This is a genomic window from Longispora fulva (assembly GCF_015751905.1).
Classification (GTDB): domain Bacteria; phylum Actinomycetota; class Actinomycetes; order Mycobacteriales; family Micromonosporaceae; genus Longispora; species Longispora fulva.
Genome location: NZ_JADOUF010000001.1, coordinates 6,380,145 through 6,401,089, shown reverse-complemented (window position 1 = coordinate 6,401,089; position 20,945 = coordinate 6,380,145). Strand labels below are relative to the sequence as shown.

Genomic DNA, 20,945 nt, shown 5'->3' with positions numbered 1-20,945 from the left:
CCTAAAACTAGCTCACCAGCCGTGATGCCTGCTCATGCGCGGGGCGGGCCAGCTTGGCCTCCAGGCCGTGCAGCAGCTCAGCGGCCGCCGTGCCCGGCCAATCGGCGGGGAGCAGCTCCACGGGGAGCCCGGGGTCGAGGTAGGGCAGTCTGCGCCACGCCGTCAGGGCCCGGACCCAGTCCGCGAGGGGGTTCTCGCCGCCGACCACGCCGTAGACGGCCAGGAAGTCCTCGTAGAGCGCGCGGAGTTCTGGGAGGTCCCACCAGGTCTCGATATCCGGTTTCATGGGAGTCGTCCCCACGAAGAGCGTTACATACTGTGACAGATCCATCCGGTCGAGCATCTCGCGGACGATCGCGTACCGGTGCGCCGGCGCCACCCACACCCCCGGCGCCGCCGTGCCGAAGCCGAGGCGGGTGAGCTGGGAGCGCAGAGTATGCCGGCGCTGCCGCTCGGACTCGGGCACGGAGAAGATGACCAGCACCCAGCCGTCGTCGAGCTTCGCCGGGCGCGGGTGGAAGATCCGCTCGTCGCCCTCGCGGAGGAGCTGGCCGGCCTCGGACGTCAGCGCGTACCCGGCGGCGCCGGCGACCTTGCGGGGCTCCAGTAGGCCGCGCCGTTTGAGCCGGGAGATCGCCGAACGCACGGCAGGCTCGTCCACCCCCAGTTCGGCGAGGATCCGGATCAGGGCGGCAATCGACAGCCAACCGCCGGTTTCCCGGGCGTAGAGGCCATAGACGGTCACGATCAAAGCGCGGGGACTCACGGACCCACGATATATGTCGTGTGGCCTTGACTCCCGTCACAAGAACGGAATACTTCGAGATATGGATCTGTCGCCGACCGCCCACGTCGACACGTTCGCCCGCGACCACCTCCCGCCGGTGGAACAGTGGCCCGAACTTCTACTCCTCGACTACCCGGACCGACTCAACTGCGCCGTCGAGCTGCTCGACGGGGCACCGGACCTCAGCCGGCCGTGCCTGATCACGCCGTCGGAGACCTGGACGTACGCCGACCTGCTGGCCCGTGCCAACCAGATCGCGAACGTGCTGGTCGACGACTTCGGCCTGGTGCCCGGCAACCGGGTGCTGCTCCGGGCGCCGAACAACGCGTGGCTGGTGGCCTGCTGGTTCGCCGTGCTCAAGGCCGGCGGGGTCGCGGTCACCACGATGGCGCTGCTCCGCGACCACGAGCTGGAGGTGATCAGCGAGATCGCGCGGGTCGACCTGTCCCTCGTGGACGACCGGTTCCCGTGCGCGCTGGACAACGTGGTGCTGTTCGGCGACCTGATCGCCGCCGCGACGAAGAAGCCCGAACAGTTCGCGAACGTAGCCACGGCGGCCGACGACGTGGCGCTGCTCGCGTTCACCTCGGGGACGACCGGGCGGCCCAAGGCCACCATGCACTTCCACCGCGACGTGCTCGCGATCGCCGACACGTTCTCGGCCCACGTGCTGCGGCCGGACGCCGACGACGTGTTCGCCGGCTCGCCGCCGCTCGGGTTCACCTTCGGGCTCGGGGCGCTCGTGGTGTTCCCGATGCGGGCCGGGGCCTCGACGGTGCTGCTGGAGAAGGGCACGCCCGACGTGCTGCTGCCGGCCGTCGTCGAGCACAAGGTGACGATCCTGTGCACGGCGCCGACGGCGTACCGGGTGATGCTCGGTCAGCTGCCGGAGCTTCCGTACCTGAAGAAGTGTGTTTCCGCTGGTGAGCCGCTGCCCAAGGCGACGTGGGAGGCCTGGCACGCCGCGACCGGGATCCGGATGATCGACGGGATCGGGGCCACCGAACTGCTGCACATCTTCATCTCGGCGGCCGGCGACGACATCCGCCCCGGCTCGACCGGCAAGCCCGTGCCCGGCTTCCTCGCGACCGTGCTCGACGACGACGGCAACGAGGTCGGGCCGGACGTGGTCGGCCGGCTCGCGGTGAAGGGCCCGACCGGGTGCCGCTACCTGGCCGACGACCGGCAGGCGGTCTACGTGCAGAACGGCTGGAACCTCACCGGCGACACCTACCTGCGCGACGAGCACGGCTATTTCTGGTACCAGGCGCGCAGCGACGACATGATCATCTCGGCGGGGATCAACATCGCCCCGCCCGAGGTGGAATGGGCGCTGCTCAGCCACCCCGACGTGCTCGAGTGCGCCGTGGTCGGCCTGCCCGACGAGGAGCGCACCATGGTCGTCGCCGCCTACGTGGTGCTGGCCCCCGGCGTGGTGGGCGACGAGGCGAAGGCCGACGAGCTGCGGGAACACTGCCGGCGGGAGATCGCGCCGTACAAGATGCCCCGGGTCGTCGAGTTCCTCGCCGCCCTGCCGCGCACCTCCACGGGGAAGGTGCAGCGCTACCGGCTCAGAGCTTCCTAGCCACCGTGACCTGGGTCGCCGCCCGCTGGTAGCCCAGCCAGTCGTTCACCGCGAGCATCGGGGCGTTGGTGGCGTCGTTGCCGGTGTAGGCGCGGGTGATGCCGGCCCGCGCCGAGCGGTGCAGCGCCTCCACCTTCACGATCTTCGCCAGGCCCAGGCCCCGGTGCGAGCGCAGCGTGCCGGTCATGTTCGTCCACGACCGTCCGGTCGACAGATCCGCGACCGTCAGCGTGTACGCCACCGGCACGTCCCCGTCGAGCGCCACCACGCTCCCGCCCCGGAACAGGTCCGGGTTGCCCCACGTCATGCCCAACCAGTCCTCGTACGGGATCGGGGCGAGCGGGACGCCCGCGGGGATGTCCGGGCCGGTCGCGGCCTCCAGGTCGTACACGACGCGCGGGTCGACCTCGTCGAACGACACGAGCCGGATGTGCCCCGGGCAGGCCGGGGCCCCGGGGATCGCGCGCGGGTCGACCACGGAGATCTGGGCCGCGTGGCCCGCGCCGGCCGCGAACCCGTGTCGCTCCGCCCAGCGGAGAATCCCGGGCTCGTCGAACGCCCGGCCCCGGGCCGTCACCGCGCCGATCTGCTTCACGTGCGCCACGCCCTCGACCAGCAGGGCCGAGCCGATCCCGCGTCCCCGGTACTCCGGCAGCACCGCCGCGCCGACATCCGCCGCGCCCGGCTCGGGCGTGAACAGGCTCAGGCCCGCCCGCGCCCAGCCCACCAGCCGGCCGTCGACCTCGGCGACCAGCCAGCGCAGCTTCGCCCATTCGGGCATGGCGTTCACGGCCGCGCGGGTGCCCTCGACGCTCGACACCAGGTACGGCATCACCTCGTTGCGCAGCGCGGTGATCTCCACCAGGTCCGCGTCGCGCGCCTCCCGGATCACGCCAGGTCCTTCAGGCAGGCCCACTGGGTGTCGGTGACCCGGTAGCCGAGCCAGTCGTTGATCGCGAGCATCGGCGCGTTGGAGTAGTCGTTGCTGGTGTACGCGGCCGTCACGCCCACCTCGGCGGCCCGGCGCAGCGACACCGACTTGAGCAGCTTGGCGATTCCCCGCCCCCGGTACGCCGGCAGGGTGCCCGTGCCGCCGGACATCGACCAGCCGGTCTCGCGGTTCACATCGAGGAGTACTGATGAGACAGCCATGCCGTCCACGATAGCCACGACGCTGACGTACTTGTCCAGATCGGGCCCGTTCCACACCCGGGTCATGAAGTCCGTGAACGACATCCCGTCATAGGGCACGTCGCCCGGCTCGTCAGCGAACGCCGCCGTGTCGAGCTCGTGTGCGGCCTCCGGGGTGATCTCCGCCAGGGAGACCACCGTGACGCCGTCCGGGGTCGCGGGCAGCGGTGGGAGCACCTGGGGATCGACCACCGAGAAACGCTCGGACGCGCCGAGCTCGTAGCCGCGCGCCTTGACCCAGTCGAGGCCGGGGCCCTCCGCGACCCCGCCCCGGGCCCGCAGGCCACCGACCGAGCGCAGATGCGCCTCGAACCGGTCCAGGAGAGCGCCGCCGATCCCGCGCCCCCGGAACTCCGGCACGACCATGACGCCCACGTCGCACGCCCCGACCTGGCTGGTCGTCACGTTCAGCCCGCAGTTGCCGAAGCCGGCGATCCGGCCGTCGACCTCGGCGCACAGCCGCAGTGCCTTCGCCGCCGGCGAGGCGTTGCGGAACCAGTTGACCTGGGTCGCGACGCTCGCGCCCTGCCACGGGGTCACGATGGCCCGGACCCGGGCGAACTCCGGCACATCCTCGACAGTGGACTCACGAATGGTGAATTCCGTCATCACAGGGTCCTCAAACAGGACCACTGGGTCGCCGTGACCCGGTAGCCGAGCCAGTTGTTGACCGCCAGCATCGGCGCGTTCTGGTCGTCGTTCGCGGTGTACGCCGCCGTGATCCCGGCAGCCGCCACCCGGCGCAACGAGTCGGACTTGACGAGCTTCGCCAGCCCACGGCCCCGGAAGTCCCGGAGCACCCCCGTGCCGCCCGACCAGCTCCGACCGGTCTCCTGGTCGGCCTGCACGACGGTGTACGCCGCCGGCACGCCGTCGACCAGCGCCACGACGCTCAGGTCGTGCCTGCGGTCCACGTCGTCCCACTCGAGGGCCAGCCACTCCTCGTACGGGATCATCTCGATCTCCACGTCGCCGGGTTCGTCGGTGACGGTCACCCGGTCGAGTTCGTAGGTCGCCTCCGGGCCGAGGTCCGCCGTCGAGACGAGGGTGACCCCGGGCGGGAGGTCCGGCATCGCCGGCAGGGCCGTCGGGTCGGCCTTCGAGTAGGACACCGGGCGGCTCGGTTCGAAGTCCAGGCCGCGGGCCCAGTTCAGCAGGTCCGGCTCGCCGGGGACCCACGCCCGCACCCGGCGGGCCCCGATCTCGCCCAGGTGCAGTTCGGCCTGCGCGAACAGCGCCGTACCGATGCCCTGGCGCCGGTGCTCGGCCGCGACGAGAACATCCACCCCCGCCGCGCCCTGCTCCGTGGTGAAGATGTCCAGCTCGGCGGTCGCCCGACCCACGACGAGCCCGTCGGCGACGGCGACCACGTCGAGCTTCCTGGCCCGCTCGGGCACGATCGGGAACCGCTGCTGGTACGCCTCCAGGCTGCGCACCAGATACGGGTACGTGGCGAGGCGGATGGCCGCGATCGTGGGGAGGTCCTCGATCGTGGTCGGTCGGATGATCACTTCTGCTGACATGCGTTCTGTCTAGCAGCCGGCGCCACTCATTTTTCGACCCCCTGGCCGGCCCGCTCTCCGGCTCAGCCCGACCACCACGGCAACGGGCCGGCCTCGCACTCCACCAGCAGCTCGTCGCGCCGCGCCGTGGCCCGCTGCCCCCCGGTGTCGCCCCGCCGGAAGCTGGCCTGCACCGCGGCGTCGGCCAGCTCCGCCGCCAGGTGCCAGTGCTGGAGCTGCGCATACCCGTCGCTGACGACCAGCAGCTCCGTCGGGTCGGGCTCCACGAGGGCCCGGATGTGCGCGACCCGGACGGCGGTGACCGGCGAGTCCCAACCGTGCCCCGTCACGTCGTGGCACACGCCGAGGCGGGCGAGCAGGGTCAGCGCGTCGATCCTGCGGGCGGGGGCGTCGTTGGCGAGACATTCGTCCGCGAGGGCCACGAGCCGGATCCTGGCCTCCTCGACCTGGCCGAGGCACGCCAGCGCGTAGGCCTCGGCGAGCAGCCGCGACGCGCGGCGCGGGTGCCGGACCGGGTCCTCGGCGTGCTCGGCCTCGGCGAGGAGCCGGTCGACGGAGTGCGCGCCCATGGTGGCCTTCGCCGCGGCCAGCTCGGCGAGCTGCCACGGGAGCATCCCGCACGGGTCCTGCCCCCTGGTCAGCGCCACGGCGGCCTCCAGCAGCTCCGCGGCGCGGCGGGTCCTGCCCTGGGCGGCGGCGGCGAGTGCCTCGATGTGCAGGCCGTAACCGCGGCCTGCCGGGTAGCGGCTGCGCCAGCCCCAGTCCCGCAGCTGTCGGCCGATCGCCACGGCCTCGGAGATCCTGCCCAGCTCCAGGAGCGAACAGGCTTCCGTGTGGGTGAGCGAGACGGTGCGCTCCCTGTCGGGCGCCAGATCGGGCAACGCAGTCCTCCCGTTCCGTCGTTGGTACCAGAAGATCCTGTGCTCGCTGTCGGCTCTCGTCCATGGTTGCGGTAGGTATCCGACAGGCTTTTTCCGTTGATCTTCCTAAACGGGACTTTCAGGGGCAGAGATCGGTGATGATGCCCGTACAGGCTGTGGCCCATCCGGGACAACGACCCGGCCGGTCGTGCATGAAAAGGAGAACACGATGGGACGAATCCTCGAGATGCTGCTGGCGTCGATCATCATTGGGCCGATCATCGGGGTGATCGCCCGGCTGATTCTCCCCGGCAAACAGAACATCACGGTCATGAAGACGATCGGGGTCGGCATCGCCGCGGCGTTCATCGGCGGCGTGATCGCCCTGCTCTTCAAGGTGGACTCGACCAGCGGCATCGACTGGTGGCAGTGGGCGATCCAGATCGTGCTCGGCATCATCGGCGTCGGCCTGGTCTCCGCCAGCGGGGGCAAGAAGAGCGCCTAGAAGCTTCTCCGGCGGTACCAGACCACGGCGACGCCCACCGTCGAGAACGCCAGCCCGGCCGCCCCGGCCACGATCAGCAGCTTCGGGTCGGGGAGCCGGGCGTCGCGCTGGGCGGACACCGGCACGCCGTCGGGCTCCGGCTCCTGGGCCGGGTCGGGGAGCGCCTCAGGCTCCGCGCCGTATACCCGGGCGTCCTGGTCGTCGGGGGCCGGCTCCGGCTGGACGTACGCCGGCTGGCCGATCATGGCCGGGAGCTGCGAGGGTGCCGCTGGCGCGACGGTGGCGACCACCGCGGGCACCGGGGGCACCAGGCTGGGGCTCGGGCTGGGCTGGACCATCGGGACGGCGGAGTGGGTCGGGGAGGGGCTGACCGCACCGGGTGAGGGCTGAGGCTGCGCCGCGACTGGTGCGGCGAGGAGGAGAAACGCGCCGGCTACTCCGACGCTGACCGCCAGTCGACCCGAGTACCTTCCAGCCACCATCTGGACCCCTCCATGGGGCGATGTCACCGGGCTTCAGCTCAGATCTCAATGTACGTCCACAGAGACTGGTATTTCAGGCGTTTCTGGCCCTTACCCAGTGCTGATACTGGCGGCTGCGCTCAGCCGGCTCGGCCCCCAACGGCTCCAACGGGTGCTCGACCCGGAACCGCAACCGGTAGCCGACGGCCGCCCGCGCCCGGCGCAGCCAGACCGGGTAGCTCGAGGCCTCCGGCGGGAAGCCCAGGCCGTACTTGAACCACGGCGGTTGGGTCGGCTGGGCCGCGTACCACCCGATCAGTTCGTCGATCCGCCGGTCGAGTTCCGCGCTCGCGGCCTTCGCCGTCTCCAACGCCGGCCGGTGGTCGTCCAGGTACGTCCGGTGCCGGCTGAGCTGGTCCTCCAGCACGTCGCGCGCCGCGACGGCCTTGCCGGCCCTGGCCCGCAGGATCGCGTGGTGCCCCCGGTCGACCCGGAGCTGGCGGGCCAGCGCGTGCCGGCGCGCCGGCTGCAGCCAGCTGAACGCCGAGTCGAGCTGGTCGGTGACGGACTCGATGTGCCGGGCGAGCCGTTCCTCGACGGCGACGGCCTCGGTGGCTGCGGCCCGGGACCGGGCGAGCAGGTCGGCGTCGGGTGCCGGCGGCGCGAGGGCCCGGGTGCTCTCACCGGTGGCGACCTGCCGCCACAGCAGCCGCTCGTCCCCGCCGGATCCGGCGCCGGACGCTGGCGGCGGCGCGGGCTCCGCCCCACCCGGAAGCAGGGTCAGCTGCGGGGCTGTCGCGTTTCCGAACTCGAGCACGGTGGCCTCTCATGGGCGTCGCCGGTGGGGGCGCCATTCGTTGTACCGGTGAACCCCGGGAGACCAGACGCCAACTATTCGTACAAGTAAGGCTAAATATAATGAATCATCCCACGGATAGCTTCGGTAACGCGCGCGGGACTGTCGAGGATCACCCGCCTCAGTTCCGGGGTCCCCTCCGCCAAGGCCAGGTTCCGCAACCCGGCCCGCCCGAATCCGACCGCACCCTCGGCCTGCGCGACGAACTCGCCCAGCAGAACCTGCTCCGCAACGGCGCGGACCTGCCGCCCCTGGTCGAGCCGGTGTACGCCGAGCCCATGTTCGACCCCGAACTGCACTTCGGCACCGACGCCCTCGGCGACCACCCGCTGCTGCGCGGACTCCTGCAGGAACTCCCGCCCCGCGGGGGCAAGCCGCCGAGCGTCGAGTGGCTGGACCGGTGGTTCGAGGCGACGCGCTCGATCCTGGACCTGTTGTACAGCCAGGGGTCATACAAGATAGGGACATGACGACCCCGAAGATCGAACTGCACGTCCACCTCGAGGGCACCGTCCGCGCGCAGACGCTCCTGGACATCGCCCGCCGCAACGACATGCCGCTGCCGGCCGACACGGTCGAGGGCCTGGCCTCGCTGTACCAGTTCACCGACTTCGAGCACTTCATCCGCACCTGGATCCTGACCACGAACTGCCTGCGCCGCGCGGAGGACTTCCGCCAGATCGTCGTGGACTACGCCCGGGAGGCCGCGTCCTTCGGCGTCGTCTACATGGAGGGCATCTTCTCCCCCGCCGAGCGGGTCCAGAACGGTATCCGCTGGTCGGAGATGTTCATCGGGTACACCGAGGGCGCCGTCGAGGCCCGCGAGCGCTACGGGGTGGAGATCAGGTTCACGCCGGACCTGTACCGGAGCATGACCGACTTCGAGCTGGCCGAGGAGTGCGCCCGCCAGTGCGTCCGGTACGCCGACGACGGCATCGTCGGCATGGGCGTCGGCGGCAAGGAGCAGGGCCTGTCGCTGCTGCCGTTCCGCCGGGCCGCCCAGATCGTCCAGGAGGCCGGGCTGGGCTTCGTGCCGCACGCCGGCGAGAGCGCGGGGCCCGAGTCGATCATCGAGGCGCTGGCGCTGGACCCGCACCGGATCCGGCACGGCATCCGCGCCGTGGAGGACCCCGCCGTTCTCAAGGAGATCGCCGACCGGGGCATCGTGCTCGACGTGTGCCCCGTGTCGAACCTGCGCACCCGCGTCGTGCCGACCCTTGAGGAGCACCCGTTGCCGCAGCTCGTCGCGGCCGGCATCCAGTGTTCGATCAGCACCGACGACCCGGCGATGTTCGACACGGACCTGGGCCGCGACTACGAGGCCGCGGCGACGCTGGGCTACACGGCGGAGCAGGCCTACGCGGCCGGGGTTGCCGGCGCGCTGGACTTCACGGGCGCGTGACCTGGACGCACGCGGGTGGCGACAGTCTTCGGCACATCGTCGCCGCCCGCGTCACTGCTCCGCCGCGCGTCGGCACTTCCGCGGTCCAACGGACCTAAAGACCGCGCACCTCGGCCTCGAGCCGCACCTCGGCCGCTTCCGCATGGTTGCCCTGCGAGTCCAACAGCTCGGCGAGCAGCAGGAACGAGTCCACGGTGTGCGCCCCGGCCCCCGACGCGATCGTCGCCTCGATCGCCGCCCGGAGCAGCGCGATCGCCTCGACCGTCTGCCCCTGCTTCGCCACGATCCGTGCGGCCATCAGCTCGGCCAGCCCGGCGCGCACGTCGTCCCCGGCCTCCCGGTAGGCGTCGGCGGCCTGCAACGCGGGCGCCACCGCCTCGGAGTACCGCTTCAGGACCGCCAGGGACCGGGCGGTCACGTCGGCCAGCTCGGCGAGCAGCATGGGCTCGCCCAGCCGCTCGGCCTCCTCGCGCGCCTCGGCCAGGTCGTTGAGCCCCAGCGGGTCGCCGCTCTCGCACCGGGCGAGCCCGAGCGACCGGCGGACCTGGGCGACCGCGATCGGGTCCCGGGTCTGCTCGATGTGCACGAGCGACTCCAGGTACGCGGCGATCGCCGGCTGGAACTTCTCGTCCTGGTGCCACAGCTCGGCGATCGTGAAGTGGATCCGGGCCGGCTCGGCCTGCGAGTTCGGCGAGTCCTTCAGCACGTCCAGTGCCTTGTTCCAGCAGGCCAGCGCGCCGCGCTTGTCGCCGCGCTGCCGGATGGCGACCCCCAGCCAGTACCACACCTCGCCGGCGAGTTCGGCCAGGTCGGCGACGTCGTCCTCGGAGCCGGCGACCCCGTCGGCCGCGACGTCCAGCTCCTCCGTGATCCGGCGGAGCACCTCGACGGCCTCGTCGATCCGGTGCCCGGCGATCAGCAGCGAACCGAGCTTGCAGCGCAGCGACCAGCGGGCCGTCGCGTCCCACTCGGCGTGCTGTGTGCGCTCGATCGTCCAGCGCAGCCGCTCGGCGGCGGCGACCGGGTCACCCATCTCCGCGAGGTACGTGACCTCCAGCGTGGACGCGTGCCCCACCCAGCCGGACGAGCCGGGCAGGGTGGCGAAGTGCTCGGTGGCCTCGGCGGCGGTCTCGGCCGCCGTGGCGAGCTGTCCGGACACCGCGAGGATCTGGGAGAGCAGCAGCTGCAGGCGGGGCCGGGTGGCCGGGCGCAGCTCGGGGCGGGACAGGGTGGCGCGCAGCACGTGCTCCGCCGCCGCGTACTCCCCGGTGATGGTCAGGGCGTGCGCCAGGGCGTAGACGGCGCTGTCGGCCATCCGGTGCGCCCCGCCGGCCCGGGCGTGCTCGACCCCGGTCTGGAGTTCGGAGACGGCCTCCTCGGCGCGCAGCGCGTACAGCAGCACGTGGCCGAGGAGCAGGCGCGGCATGGCGCGGACCCGTAACGGCAGCTCAGGCCGGTCGTACTCGGAAACGAGAGTTTCGGCCAGGGCCACCTCGTCGCCGGTCAGCGGTTGCACGGCCAGCTCGGCGGAGCGCTCCAGCCAGCCGGCGTGCGCGTCCTCGCCGAGCCCGCGCAGCAAGGCCGCCCGCTCGGCGATGATCGGCGGGATCTCCTCGCGGCGCTCCAGCTCGGACAGCAGCCGGACCCGGTAGCCGAGGACCTCCGCGCGCACCTCCGGCTCGGGATCCAGGGCGAGCGCGTTACCGGCAGCGTGGTACGCCGACTCGTATTCGTGCAGCTCAGCCAGCTCGTCGCACCGGTCGAGCCAGCCTTCGGCCGTCGCCGGCAGGCCGAAGTCCATCGGCGGGGCGGACAGCCGGGCACTGGGCAGAGTGGACAGCGCGACGTCGTAGTGCTCGGCGCGCAGCTCGCTGCGGGTCACGCCGATGGCGGCCGACACGCTGGCGATGGTCGGCGGGCCGGTCAGGCCGAGGGTGAACGCGACGTCGATCGGGATCCGCAGCGGGGCGGCTCCGTGCCCGGCGTCCACGGCCCGGCCGAGGACGACGTTGAGGGCCGCCAGCTCGCCCATCAGGTCGGCGATGTGCTTCTCGGCGAGCGCGACAGCCCGGTCGAGGTTGCCGGTCAGCGCGCAGAACAGCAGGTGCTGGGCGACCAGCGCCGGGTGCCCCGCCGGGTCCTTCAACGCGCGGTAGCCGCGCAGGTGCGCGCGCCGCGCCTCGCCGAACTGCCCGGCGTGCAGGAACGGCAGGAGCAGCAACGCCAGGGCGTGCTCGTCGTCCTGGCCGAGGTAGTTCTCCAGGAGCTGCGCGTCGTCGAGGTCGACGGACGCGGCGCAGCGGGGGCAGTCAGCCATGGTCCAGCCCACTCAGGTCTTCTTCGAGTGCCGCGAGCTGTACCAGGTCGAGCAACGCCCCACTCAGAAGTTCGGTGTCGACGCCGCGCAGCGGCAGGTGGCCGTGGAGACGGGCCTGGGCGTGAAGGAGCTGCACAGTACGTGACAGTACGGTCTGATCGGATAGTCGCGCCAGATGCTGAATGATCGGGCTGCGGTGATTGAGGCAGAGTGTGGCGGGATCGCCCAGATACAGCACCGGCAGACTGGCCGGCTCGAAGGACTTCACCACGGTCGCGCAGCCCGTGGCCGCCAGCGCCGAGTCGGCGACCTTGCGCAGCCGGAGCTGGGCGACCCGGTCCGACAGCGGCGGGTCGTCGAGGTCTGCCACGATGTCGGCGACCTCGACCCGCTCGACGGTGACGTCGTCGTAGAGGTCGGGAAGCTGCTCGAGGAGCTTCACGTCGTGCAGGTGGCCGGCGTTCACGAAGGGCGTGTTGCGGCCGGCGATCGGGGCGAGCTGGCGGAAGACGTCCCGCGTCGTCGCGTACCGCACGTGCCGGGTCCGGCCCAGCAGCTCGGTGAGCGTGAGCCGCCCGGCGCTGGTCTCGAACGGCAGCCAGCGGGTGATGATCCGGGCCAGCTCAGGGTCCTGCGCAGCGTGGATCTTCAGCGACAGGTGGTGGGTGTTCACGAACTGGGTCAGCCGGCGCGGCTGCCGGGCGGACAGCAGGAGCAGCCAGCTGCGCAGCGACTGGCCGAGCTGGGCGCGCGCCTCGTCGCGGTCGTCGGGGAGCGCGCCGGCGTCGAGCACGCACCGGGCGAAGAACGCCCACTCGGGGAGCAGGTCGGCGCCCTCGTCCTCGAGGAGCAGGCCGTCCCGGTACAACGAGTGCTTCTGGACCGCGCGGGGGGCCGGGGACGTGGGCAGGATGTAGGCCACGCCGAAGGTCTCGCCGGTCGGCTTCTTGAGGGCCACGAGGTCGAGCGGGTCGGCGTCGAGCAGCTCCGCGCCGTACTCCGCGATCTCCAGCGGCTTCTCGCACAGCCACGGGGGCTGGCGGTTCACGGTCTGGGTGGCGCCACCGGGCATGGACACGTCGACGGGGATCGGCGACATCTCCGCGTACCGCCGGGCCAGCTCGACGACCTTCGACGTGTTCAGCAGGGTCTCGCCCCGCCGGCGACGGAGTGTGACGGTCGTCCCAGTGAGGTCGTCGTCCACGGCGGTGGTCGTGTGCGTGCCGCTGATCCGGCCGACCCATTTGGTGCCGGCGCTGGTCAGGGTGACGGAGTCGCTGACCAGGAGGCCGGCGACCAGACCGTCCTCTCCGGGTAACCGGCCGTCGGGCACGGTCATGTCGCCGTCGTCGCTGATCTGGAACTGGCCCCTGTTCACATCGGCCGGGACAATCCGGATCCGCTTGGCGTTTCTCGTCACCGAATGACGAATCAACTCGGCGAGATAACGCTGCGGGTCGGGATAGCGCAGCTTGAGCAGGGTCGGCAGATCCACCCGGAACGCCTTGGCCACGTCGCCTCCCTGCCCCTCACCGACACAGTCCGCCACCAGCCTAGGCCGTGTCACCACGATGGGCATAGGCGTGTCCGGCAGATCATGCCGATCTGCCGGACACAACATGATTCAGTGGGGCAGAACACGTGCCATCTCGGTGAGCAGTGCGTGATCGTCGGAGTCCTGGCTCAACTCCCACGCCATCAGCCCACGCAACTGCACGGTCTTCACCAACGCGACTCGTAACGCGATCGATGTCGGATCCGTGTAGGTGATCAGGGTCGACGCTGTTTCCTGGTACGGAGCCGAGCAGCTCCCATCCGGGTTAAACGCCCCGCACAGCTGGTGGGTTGCGGTCCCGTACAGGGAAGGTTCGCCAGTGAGGGGATTGCGGCTGAACTGCAGGCCCGCGACGTCGCGCACGTCACGATAGGTCGGATTGGGCGTGGAGTCCCAGCGCAATGTGTTCGCGTCCAGCCCGTGGCTGTCATGCGTCCTGTAGAGCCCCTCGGTGCGCAGGTACTGGATTCCGTAGAACGGAACGCCGACCACGATTTTGTTCGCCGGTACGCCGTTTTGCAGATAGTGCACGACAGTGCCCACGGTGTTCCATGTCGGGTCGGAGGAGTTCGCGTCCCTGGGATCCCATCCGAACGGCGACGACGGTCCGGTTCTGACGTCCCCGCCGACCGTGTAGTCGTAGGTCATGACATTGACCCAGTCGAGGATCCTCGCGACCTTCGACAGCTCGAAATACTTCGTGCTCTTCGTCGTGGCGGGCAGCGCGGCGGTCAGTAGATAGTGTTTTCCAGTCGACTTTCCGACAGTGTCGAGCTGGGTCCGGAACTCCTGGAACAGCGCCGTGGCGTTCTTCCGGTCCTCCGGCCTCGGGTCGACATTGCCGCCGGCCGCCTGCGTCGGGTACTCCCAGTCGATGTCGATCCCGTCGAACACCCCTGCGGCGGCACCCGGCCCGCCGGCGTTCTCCGGCCAGCCGCCCGAGGGCAGGTCACCCTTGATGAAGGTGTCGACACAGGATTTCACGAAGGCGGCGCGGCGTTCGGGCGTCCGGGCGACGGTGGAGAACCAGGTCGACTTGGTCCAGCCGCCGAGCGAGATCTCGACCTTGAGATGGGGGTACTTCGCCTTGAGCTTGCGGATCTGGTTGAAGTTGCCGTAGAGCCGCTGGTCGGGGTAGTTGTCGGCGACGCCGTCGACAGTGTTCTCGCCACCCCAGTAGACCTGCTGGTAGTCGGCCCAGGCGTCCACCGGGGCGCAGCCGACCTTGCCGGTGGCCGCGTCGAACGTCGGGTAGCCGAACGCGTACTGGATCACGTTGAGCTTCGTGGCCGGGATGTCCTTGACGAAGTACTGCCGGCCGTAGACGTCCCAGTCCGCGAAGTACGCGGTGACGACCTTGGCCGGGGCGTTGTCGTCCGGTGCGGCCTGGGCCGGTGGCGCGGTGGCGAGGGGTGCGAGCAGGGCGGCGCCGATCAGGGCGGCGGCCCAGCGTCTGGCTGGTGGCATGGCGTTCCTCCAGGTGTCCGTTGAGGACCACCCTGGCGAGCCACCCTGCTCACTGTCAATACTCTTAACTATTCCTATGTGTTGATCGATCTAGCGTCGGCTGATCCGGATCGACTCCGAGTTGTTCGACTGGTCGGAGTCGGCCAGGGACTCGCCGGACGGCATCTGCGACGCGGCATGCACGCTGCTCCCGCCCTGAAGGAGGTCCGCGCCCTCGTTCGCGGTGAACTCCAGGCTCAGCACCCGCGAAGCCCCAGGCGCCAGCTCGCCGTAGTGACACACCGTGGCCCGCGACGGCGGCTCCGGCTGCTCGGGGTCGCACCCGGCCCAGCCGTCGCCGGCCCGCGTCAGTCCCACCGGCACCCGCAGGTCGACGCGCAGGGACGGGGCCGCCAGGGTGCCGTTGTTCCTCACCGTGACCTTGAGGACGCCGTGCCGCCGTCCGCTTCCGGCGGGTTCGAGGACCAGATTCCCGGTGGAGACGTCCAGATCGACGTACCTCTGGTCGGCCGGGAAGGTCGTCGGGCCCGCGACCTGCGCGAACGTCCCGTCCCGCCGGGCGTACGTGCGCCACTGCGGCTCGGTGCGGTGCTCGGCGTCGGTCGCCCTGGACACCTGGTGGTCGGACACCTGCGCGGACACCGCGCCGCCGTCGGCCAGCCGGAGGTCGTAGATCGTCGCCACGGGCCCCTCGTTCTGGAGCACCGTGCCCACGGTCGTGAACCCGCCCTGGCCCGTCGGGCTGAACGTGACCACCTGCAGACTCGGGTCCCTGACCGCGCAGGTGAGCAGAGCCGTCACCTCGGTCGTGCCGTCGCCGTCCAGGTCGGACTCCACGGTCTTGAGGATCGTGTAGTTCAGCTCGCCGTCGATGACGCTCACGGCGTTCGTGAACGTGAGCCGACCGCCCTTGCAGAGCGAGGTCGGGCCCCGGCCCGGAATATCAACCGTGGCGTTGGCCAGTTCCTGGTCGACCCCGTTGGACACGGCCCGCCGGGCGACGGGCGCTCCCGACGGCGCGGCGGTGTGCGCCACCATGCCCGGCGTCGACGCCTGACCGTCGGGCGTGTGCTTCGCCGCGCACGCCGCCGCCGAGATCCCGACGCCCAGCACGGTCGCCACCGCCGCGACCGCGCGGACCCAGCTCGGCGATCCCCTGTGTTCCTGTGTCTCCACAGCGCTTCCTCCCCCGAAATGGCCAGCACCTCCGGCCCACTCAGGTACAGACACACCTGGGGAGGGTTTGAGGTTGCTGTCGGGTTTCAGCGCCGGAACGCGAGTGCCGCGGCTCCGATCACGCCAGCCTCCGTCAGCCGCGCCGGAAGCACCCGCAGGCCCTGGAGGAAGTCCAGGCCGGCCAGCTCGGCGATCCACCTGTGCAGCGGGTCGAAGAGGATCGGGCCGCTCGCCGCGACGCCGCCGCCGATCACGACGGTGTCCAGGTCGACGATCGCCGCGGCGCTGAGGATGCCGGCGGCCAGGGCGCGCGCGCCGCGGTCGAAGGCCGCGAGGGCGATCGGGTCACCGGCGGCGGCCGAGGCGGCCAGATCGCGGGCGGTGGGGACGGGTGCCGCCACGACCCAGCCCTGGGACAGGGCCCAGCGGACCAGGGACGGGCCGGAGGAGTACGCCTCCACACAGCCCCTGCTCCCGCACGCGCACGCCGGCCCCGCCGGGTCGACGATCGCGTGCCCGATGTGCCCGGCGTTGCCGGACGGGCCGAGGATCAGCTGGTCGGCGAGGATCAGTCCGCCGCCGACGCCGGTGGACACCACCATGCCGAGCAGCGCGGCACTGCCCCGGCCCGCGCCCAGCCAGTGCTCGGCGAGCGCGAAGCAGTGCCCGTCCCCTGCGAGGACCACGGGGCGACCGTAGGCCTCAGTCAGCCGCTTGACCAGGGGGAATCCGCGCCACGCCGGGGTGTTCAGCGGGCTGACGGTACCCCCGAACGGGTCCAGGGGTCCTGCCGAGCCGACCCCGATCACCGGCGCGTCGAACGGGGCGAGCAGGTCCAGCACCGCCCCGAACACCACCTCGGGGTCGTCGGTGACCGGGGTGGGGACGACCCGGTGCGCGAGCACTGTGCCATCCGGTCCGACGAGGCCGGCGGCGAGCTTGGTGCCGCCGATGTCGAGGGCGAGTACTTCGGTCATCTCCGCTGCTCTCACCGTCACGGCAGCACCTCCACCTTCACCGTCGGCGCGTACTGGCACCGGCCGAACCACATCACCTTCACCATCGCCCACGCGTGCCCCGGCTCGAAGTCCCTGGGCACTGCCACCGGGAACTCCACCACCCGGGTCTCCCCCGCGGCCACGCCGAATCCGGTCACGACGGCAGGGAACAGCTCCCACGTACCCCACGGCGACACGAGCTGCGCCTCGCCGTGGATCTCGTCGCGGGTCGTGTTGGTGAGGGTGACCGCGAGCGTGCCGGTCCCGCCGGGGCGGAGCACGAGGTGCGAGGAGGGGGCGGACACGGCCAGCCCGGTGTCCCGGGACGTGGCGGCCTTCGTGCCCTGGGCCGCCGTCCAGTCCTCGACCGGGACCTCCGCCGGGGTCGGCAGGACGCCCGGCAGGTCACCGATGGCGACGGTGACGACGTCCTCGGTGCCGTCCGTGCCGGCGGCGACGAAGTACAGGCCGTCGGGGCATGCCGCCGGGGTCACGGTGGCCGTGAACCGGGTGTACCCGTCGGCCGGCAGCCGGTGCACGCGCCGCTCGGGGGACACGGACCAGCCCTCGGGCACCCGCAGGACGGTCACCCCGTCCACCGCCGTGTCCTGGAGCTGGTTGGCGAGCACCACCTCGACGTCGAACGGTTCCCCGGCGGTGCGCAGGATGCCGGGGGACACGGTGACCGTGACCGGCGCGTACCCGATCGGGGCCGGCCCCCGGTTGTGCAGCCAGTACCGCGAGAACACCGGGGTGGCGGTCTCGCCCACGGCTCCGAGCGGTTCGCCGCCCGAGACGGCCCCGACCGGCGTGCCCACGTACGTCACGACTGTCGAGCCTGCCAGCTCCAGGCTCCCGGCGACATGGCAGGGGCGTTCCAGCAGGTCGGCGACGTGCAGGTCCTCGAGCGCGAGCCCCTGCACGAGAGCCGTCCGGCCGAACCCGGTGCTCTCCGCGAGCCGGACCGTCACGCCCCGCGCCGGATCGGCGTGCGCCCCGGAGCCGGCGGCGATCGGGTTCCCGGCCGGTTTGAGGGCGCTGAGCAGCACCTCGCGCTGCGGCTCGACCCGGAGGAAGGAGTGCTGGCCGGGGAACGTGCCGGGTTGTGCGCCCAGGACGCGCGGGAGGAGGGGCGTCGAGTGTTCCTGGCCCCGCGAGGGCAGGGCCGAGGCCCGCCAGTCGCCGTCGCCGGCCACGAGCGCGTAGGAGAACTCGTGGGTCCAGTGCTGGGTCGAGAAGCTGAGCCCGTCGGGAGCCGTGCGGCGCGGCGGGTCGATCCACACCCCGGACGGCCAGCCGGTGCAGGACCGCATCAGGGACAGGTGCAGCGCGCCGGTCGGGTCGACGGCGAAACCGGGCAGGCCGTAGGTGAGCAGCGCGACCGTGCCGTCGGTGAGCGGTTCGGTGTTCGCGCCGAGAGTATGGGCCGTGATCGTGGCGTCGGCGAGGTCCGCCACCAGGGCGTCGGAGTCGCGGAGCACGATCAGGGCCGGAAGGGCCCGGGCGTCGCGCAGGTCGGCGTTGGGCTGCCAGACCTCGGTGAGTGGCTTGGCCGCCGGCACCCAGACGTGCGCGTGGTCGCCCGGGTCGGTGTCGCCGAGGATCTCGGCGGCCAGCGGGTTGGTGTCCGGGCCGCCGAGGACGATCCGGAAGTCGGGGAGGTTGGAGTCGACATCGAGCCAGCCGTACCGGGACCAGTCGGCGCTGGAGGTGGTGGCCGTGACGCCGACCCTGGCCAGGGCGACGACCAGGTCGCGGGCTCCGGGAGCCTCGTCGAGGGTCGGCACGACGACCTCGGCGACGCCCAGGGCCCGCGACGTCCCGTCGCTGAGGGCGATCCTGGCGGTGGAGCCCAGGCCGAACCACGTGTTCGCCGGGTTGTCCAGGGTCCACGGGGCCTCGGCGACGTCCACGTCCGGCAGCGCGTAGCCGCGGCCGACGACGGCGGAGGCCACCTCGGAGATCGGTAGCGCCCCTGGCAGGTCGATCGGGAACTTGACCCGCAGCAGCTTGTCGACGCCGGCGTGGTCGAGGACCCGGGTGGAGCATTCCAGCTGGTCGGAGCCGCGCCAGAGGGTGACGGTCTGCTCGTAGGCCAGCCCGTCGACGACGCCGGTGGAGATCAACCGCTCCCCGAGGTCGCTGGTCTCCCGCCGCACGGTCCCCTTCGAGGCCGCGGAAGAGACAACCTCACCTGTGGGTACGAGGTGCCACGGCCCCTCGCCGAAGTCCGGATGCTGCGCGTACTCGGCGTACAACCGCAGCTCGTTGCCCACCTCCCCTGCCTGGAGCAGCTCCCGCCCACCGGCGAGGATGCTCGACAGCGCGCCGCCTCGGGCCGGGTCGGCGGTGACGGTGAGCGCCTCGTTGCCGATCGTGTGGCCCCCGGCCGGGGACCAGCCGCCGGCCGGGCCGTCGACCAGCGGATATGTCGTCCAGCCCATGGCGGGCACGTCGGCGGCGCGGAACACCAACGTCCCCCGGTCACGGACCACTCGTAATCCTCTGATGGTTTTGTCGGTTGTGATCCTCACCAGGCCGGAGCGGTCGAAGCCGAGGGTGTTGGCGACCACGACCGAGTCGCCGTCGAGCGCGATCTGGCCGGTCAGCGCGTCGAGCGCCCGGTCCCGCACGTCGGTGGCCAGGTCGAACGCCTCCCGCCAGCCCGCCAGCAGGTCGATGTAGACCTGGTCGGACTCGGAGCCGGTGATCGCGTCGTGGTGCGCGCCGTAGGCCAGCTGCCGCCAGACCTTGTCGATCGCCGCGTCCGGGTAGCGGCCGAGGCCGTGCAGGCTGGCGATCGTGGCCAGCTTCTCGGCGTCGGTGACCGCGACCTCGCCGGCCCGCTGCGCCTGCTTCGTGTCGATGTACGACACGTCCTTGCCCGTGTAGACCGGGTTCATGTCCCTGGTCTGCGGCGCGGGCCGGCCGATCTGCGCGCGCACCCCGTCGAGGAAGTCGCGGGGGATGGCGCACCGGAACCTCGGCCAGACGTACTTCTGCGCCCAGCCGCGGTGGATCGCCGTCACCCACCTGTTCGGCGGGGTGTAGTCCGTGCCGACCGGCAGCAGGATGTGCTTCGTGGCCGCGACCGGCTTGAGGTTGCGGTAGAGCTGGTAGACCGCCTGCTCCGCCTCCTCCAGGGTCGCCGACGAGTCCATCCACCAGCCCGCCGAGTAGTGGTTGGGCATGTAGTGGGTGAGCACGCCCAGCCCGCTCGGCGAGATCCACTCGAACTCGCTGGGGAACTGCATCACCGTCGCGTCGCCCTTGGCCGCGCGGAAGTTCTTCTGGATCGGCCCCCACTGGTGGAACGGGCCGCGCGCCCAGGCGCTGCCGGTCAGGCCGGCGTCGGCCAGGTAGCCGGGGAACTGCGGGTCGTGGCCGAACACGTCGAGTTGCCAGGCCGTCTGAGGGTCGCCGTGCAGGATGTCGCGCTGGTAGCCGATGCCGTAGACGATGTTGCGGATCGTGGTCTCCGCGGAGGTGAGGTTCGTGCTCGGCTCGTTGTAGGTGCCGCCCATCAGTTCGACCCGGCCCTCTTCGAGGAGTCCGCGCAGGTCCTTCTTGCGTTCGGGGTACACGTCGAAGTACGGCTTCAGGTAGTCGACCTCGGCGAGGACGAACCTGTAGTCGGGGTCCCGCAGCGCGAGGTCGATGTGCGTGTCGACCAGGCGGAAGCTGTTGCGTTCCCAGCGCGGGCGGGTGCTCGCGTCGCCGGACAGCCACTCCCAGGGGGAGGTGTAGGCCGCCTGGGTGTTCCACCAGACCGGGTCGTAGTGGAAGTGGGACACGAGGTGCACGGTGTAGCCGGGCTCCTCGACCGCGAACTCCGCGTCGAGGCGGGCATCACCCGCAGTGATGGTGATGTGGCGGGTGGGCCGGGGGTGGCTGGGGTGGCCCTGGCCGGCCAGGCCGGACGCCGCGCCTGTGGGGCCGGGCCCGGAACCGACGTCCAGGCCGATCTCGACGACCGCCTCGCCCGCCCCGGCCGGAATCTCCCCGCTCCCGGTCGCCTCGCCGGTCACGGTCAGTGTCGTGGCCGCCGTCGCGTCCCGGACGACCGTCACGCGCAGGACCTGGCGGGGAGCCTCCTCGGTCCCGACGAACAGGTCGGTCGACTCGGCGGCGATGATCTGCATGCCAGCCACTCTATGGTCCGGGATACCTGGATGGCAACGTTGTCATCGGGACATTGGTATCCCCGGCCATATCGATCCCGCCCAACCCTTGCCACGACATGGCAACGTTGTCATGATGGC

At 71.4% G+C, this 20,945-nt stretch carries 17 protein-coding genes; 4 read left to right on the top strand and 13 right to left on the bottom strand.

The genetic code is table 11. The annotated features are described in order from the left end of the window. Positions 1-7: 7 nt before the first annotated feature. Positions 8-766: a PaaX family transcriptional regulator gene (locus tag IW245_RS29080; protein ID WP_197006330.1), complete on the bottom strand. Its 759-nt coding sequence runs from the start codon at positions 764-766 to the stop codon at positions 8-10. Positions 767-827: 61 nt separating this feature from the next. Between IW245_RS29080 and IW245_RS29075 the strand changes: the two genes are divergently transcribed. Continuing rightward, the gene (locus IW245_RS29075; protein WP_197006329.1) at positions 828-2,372 is read left to right on the top strand and encodes an AMP-binding protein; all 1,545 of its coding nucleotides are present in this window, start codon (positions 828-830) and stop codon (positions 2,370-2,372) included. On the opposite strand, the gene IW245_RS29070 is transcribed toward IW245_RS29075, so the two are convergent. The 4 genes from IW245_RS29070 to IW245_RS29055 all read right to left on the bottom strand — a co-directional run bounded on the left by IW245_RS29070 (position 2,359) and on the right by IW245_RS29055 (position 5,967). Then, on the bottom strand, positions 2,359-3,264 hold the full coding sequence (locus IW245_RS29070) for a GNAT family N-acetyltransferase (protein WP_197006328.1): 906 nt from the start codon (positions 3,262-3,264) through the stop codon (positions 2,359-2,361). The two genes, IW245_RS29075 and IW245_RS29070, sit on opposite strands and share 14 nt — an antisense overlap. Then, entirely contained in the window at positions 3,261-4,172 is a 912-nt protein-coding gene (locus IW245_RS29065; RefSeq protein WP_197006327.1) for a GNAT family N-acetyltransferase, read from the bottom strand. Before IW245_RS29065 ends, IW245_RS29070 begins: the two co-directional genes overlap by 4 nt. Further along, positions 4,172-5,086, bottom strand: coding sequence for a GNAT family N-acetyltransferase (locus IW245_RS29060; RefSeq protein WP_197006326.1), 915 nt, complete (start codon positions 5,084-5,086; stop codon positions 4,172-4,174). Before IW245_RS29060 ends, IW245_RS29065 begins: the two co-directional genes overlap by 1 nt. 62 nt (positions 5,087-5,148) lie before the next feature. Continuing rightward, the gene (locus IW245_RS29055; protein WP_197006325.1) at positions 5,149-5,967 is read right to left on the bottom strand and encodes a hypothetical protein; all 819 of its coding nucleotides are present in this window, start codon (positions 5,965-5,967) and stop codon (positions 5,149-5,151) included. Positions 5,968-6,175: 208 nt separating this feature from the next. Between IW245_RS29055 and IW245_RS29050 the strand changes: the two genes are divergently transcribed. Continuing rightward, on the top strand, positions 6,176-6,451 hold the full coding sequence (locus IW245_RS29050; RefSeq protein ID WP_197006324.1) for a GlsB/YeaQ/YmgE family stress response membrane protein: 276 nt from the start codon (positions 6,176-6,178) through the stop codon (positions 6,449-6,451). Here the strand turns inward: IW245_RS29050 and IW245_RS29045 are convergent. Continuing rightward, positions 6,448-6,933: a hypothetical protein gene (locus IW245_RS29045; protein ID WP_197006323.1), complete on the bottom strand. Its 486-nt coding sequence runs from the start codon at positions 6,931-6,933 to the stop codon at positions 6,448-6,450. The genes IW245_RS29050 and IW245_RS29045 overlap by 4 nt on opposite strands. A gap of 73 nt (positions 6,934-7,006) precedes the next feature. Next, positions 7,007-7,729 carry a hypothetical protein gene (locus tag IW245_RS29040; RefSeq protein ID WP_197006322.1) on the bottom strand — a complete coding sequence of 241 codons (723 nt, stop codon included), beginning with the start codon at positions 7,727-7,729 and terminating at the stop codon, positions 7,007-7,009. A 101-nt stretch (positions 7,730-7,830) separates the two neighbouring features. On the opposite strand from IW245_RS29040, the gene IW245_RS29035 reads away from it, so the two are divergent. Both IW245_RS29035 and add read left to right on the top strand, forming a co-directional pair. Beyond that, on the top strand, positions 7,831-8,238 hold the full coding sequence (locus IW245_RS29035; protein ID WP_197008954.1) for a hypothetical protein: 408 nt from the start codon (positions 7,831-7,833) through the stop codon (positions 8,236-8,238). Then, positions 8,235-9,170 carry an adenosine deaminase gene (add, locus tag IW245_RS29030; protein WP_197006321.1) on the top strand — a complete coding sequence of 312 codons (936 nt, stop codon included), beginning with the start codon at positions 8,235-8,237 and terminating at the stop codon, positions 9,168-9,170. Before IW245_RS29035 ends, add begins: the two co-directional genes overlap by 4 nt. A gap of 94 nt (positions 9,171-9,264) precedes the next feature. On the opposite strand, the gene IW245_RS29025 is transcribed toward add, so the two are convergent. The 6 genes from IW245_RS29025 to IW245_RS29000 form a co-directional block, all read right to left on the bottom strand. After that, positions 9,265-11,499 (bottom strand): tetratricopeptide repeat protein, encoded by a 2,235-nt coding sequence (locus IW245_RS29025; protein ID WP_197006320.1) that lies wholly within the window; start codon positions 11,497-11,499, stop codon positions 9,265-9,267. Further along, positions 11,480-13,000: an HSP90 family protein gene (locus tag IW245_RS29020; RefSeq protein WP_197006319.1), complete on the bottom strand. Its 1,521-nt coding sequence runs from the start codon at positions 12,998-13,000 to the stop codon at positions 11,480-11,482. The genes IW245_RS29025 and IW245_RS29020 overlap by 20 nt, the downstream gene beginning before the upstream one ends. Positions 13,001-13,111: 111 nt before the next feature. Continuing rightward, complete coding sequence (locus IW245_RS29015) at positions 13,112-14,509, bottom strand: glycoside hydrolase family 18 protein (protein ID WP_197006318.1); 1,398 nt, start codon at positions 14,507-14,509, stop codon at positions 13,112-13,114. Positions 14,510-14,599: 90 nt separating this feature from the next. Then, a complete protein-coding gene (locus IW245_RS29010) occupies positions 14,600-15,685 on the bottom strand; it encodes a DUF11 domain-containing protein (protein WP_197006317.1) in 1,086 nt (361 codons plus the stop codon). An 86-nt stretch (positions 15,686-15,771) separates the two neighbouring features. Then, entirely contained in the window at positions 15,772-16,662 is an 891-nt protein-coding gene (locus tag IW245_RS29005; RefSeq protein ID WP_197006316.1) for an ROK family protein, read from the bottom strand. A gap of 17 nt (positions 16,663-16,679) precedes the next feature. Further along, positions 16,680-20,825: a glycoside hydrolase family 38 N-terminal domain-containing protein gene (locus IW245_RS29000; RefSeq protein ID WP_197006315.1), complete on the bottom strand. Its 4,146-nt coding sequence runs from the start codon at positions 20,823-20,825 to the stop codon at positions 16,680-16,682. Positions 20,826-20,945: the final 120 nt, after the last annotated feature.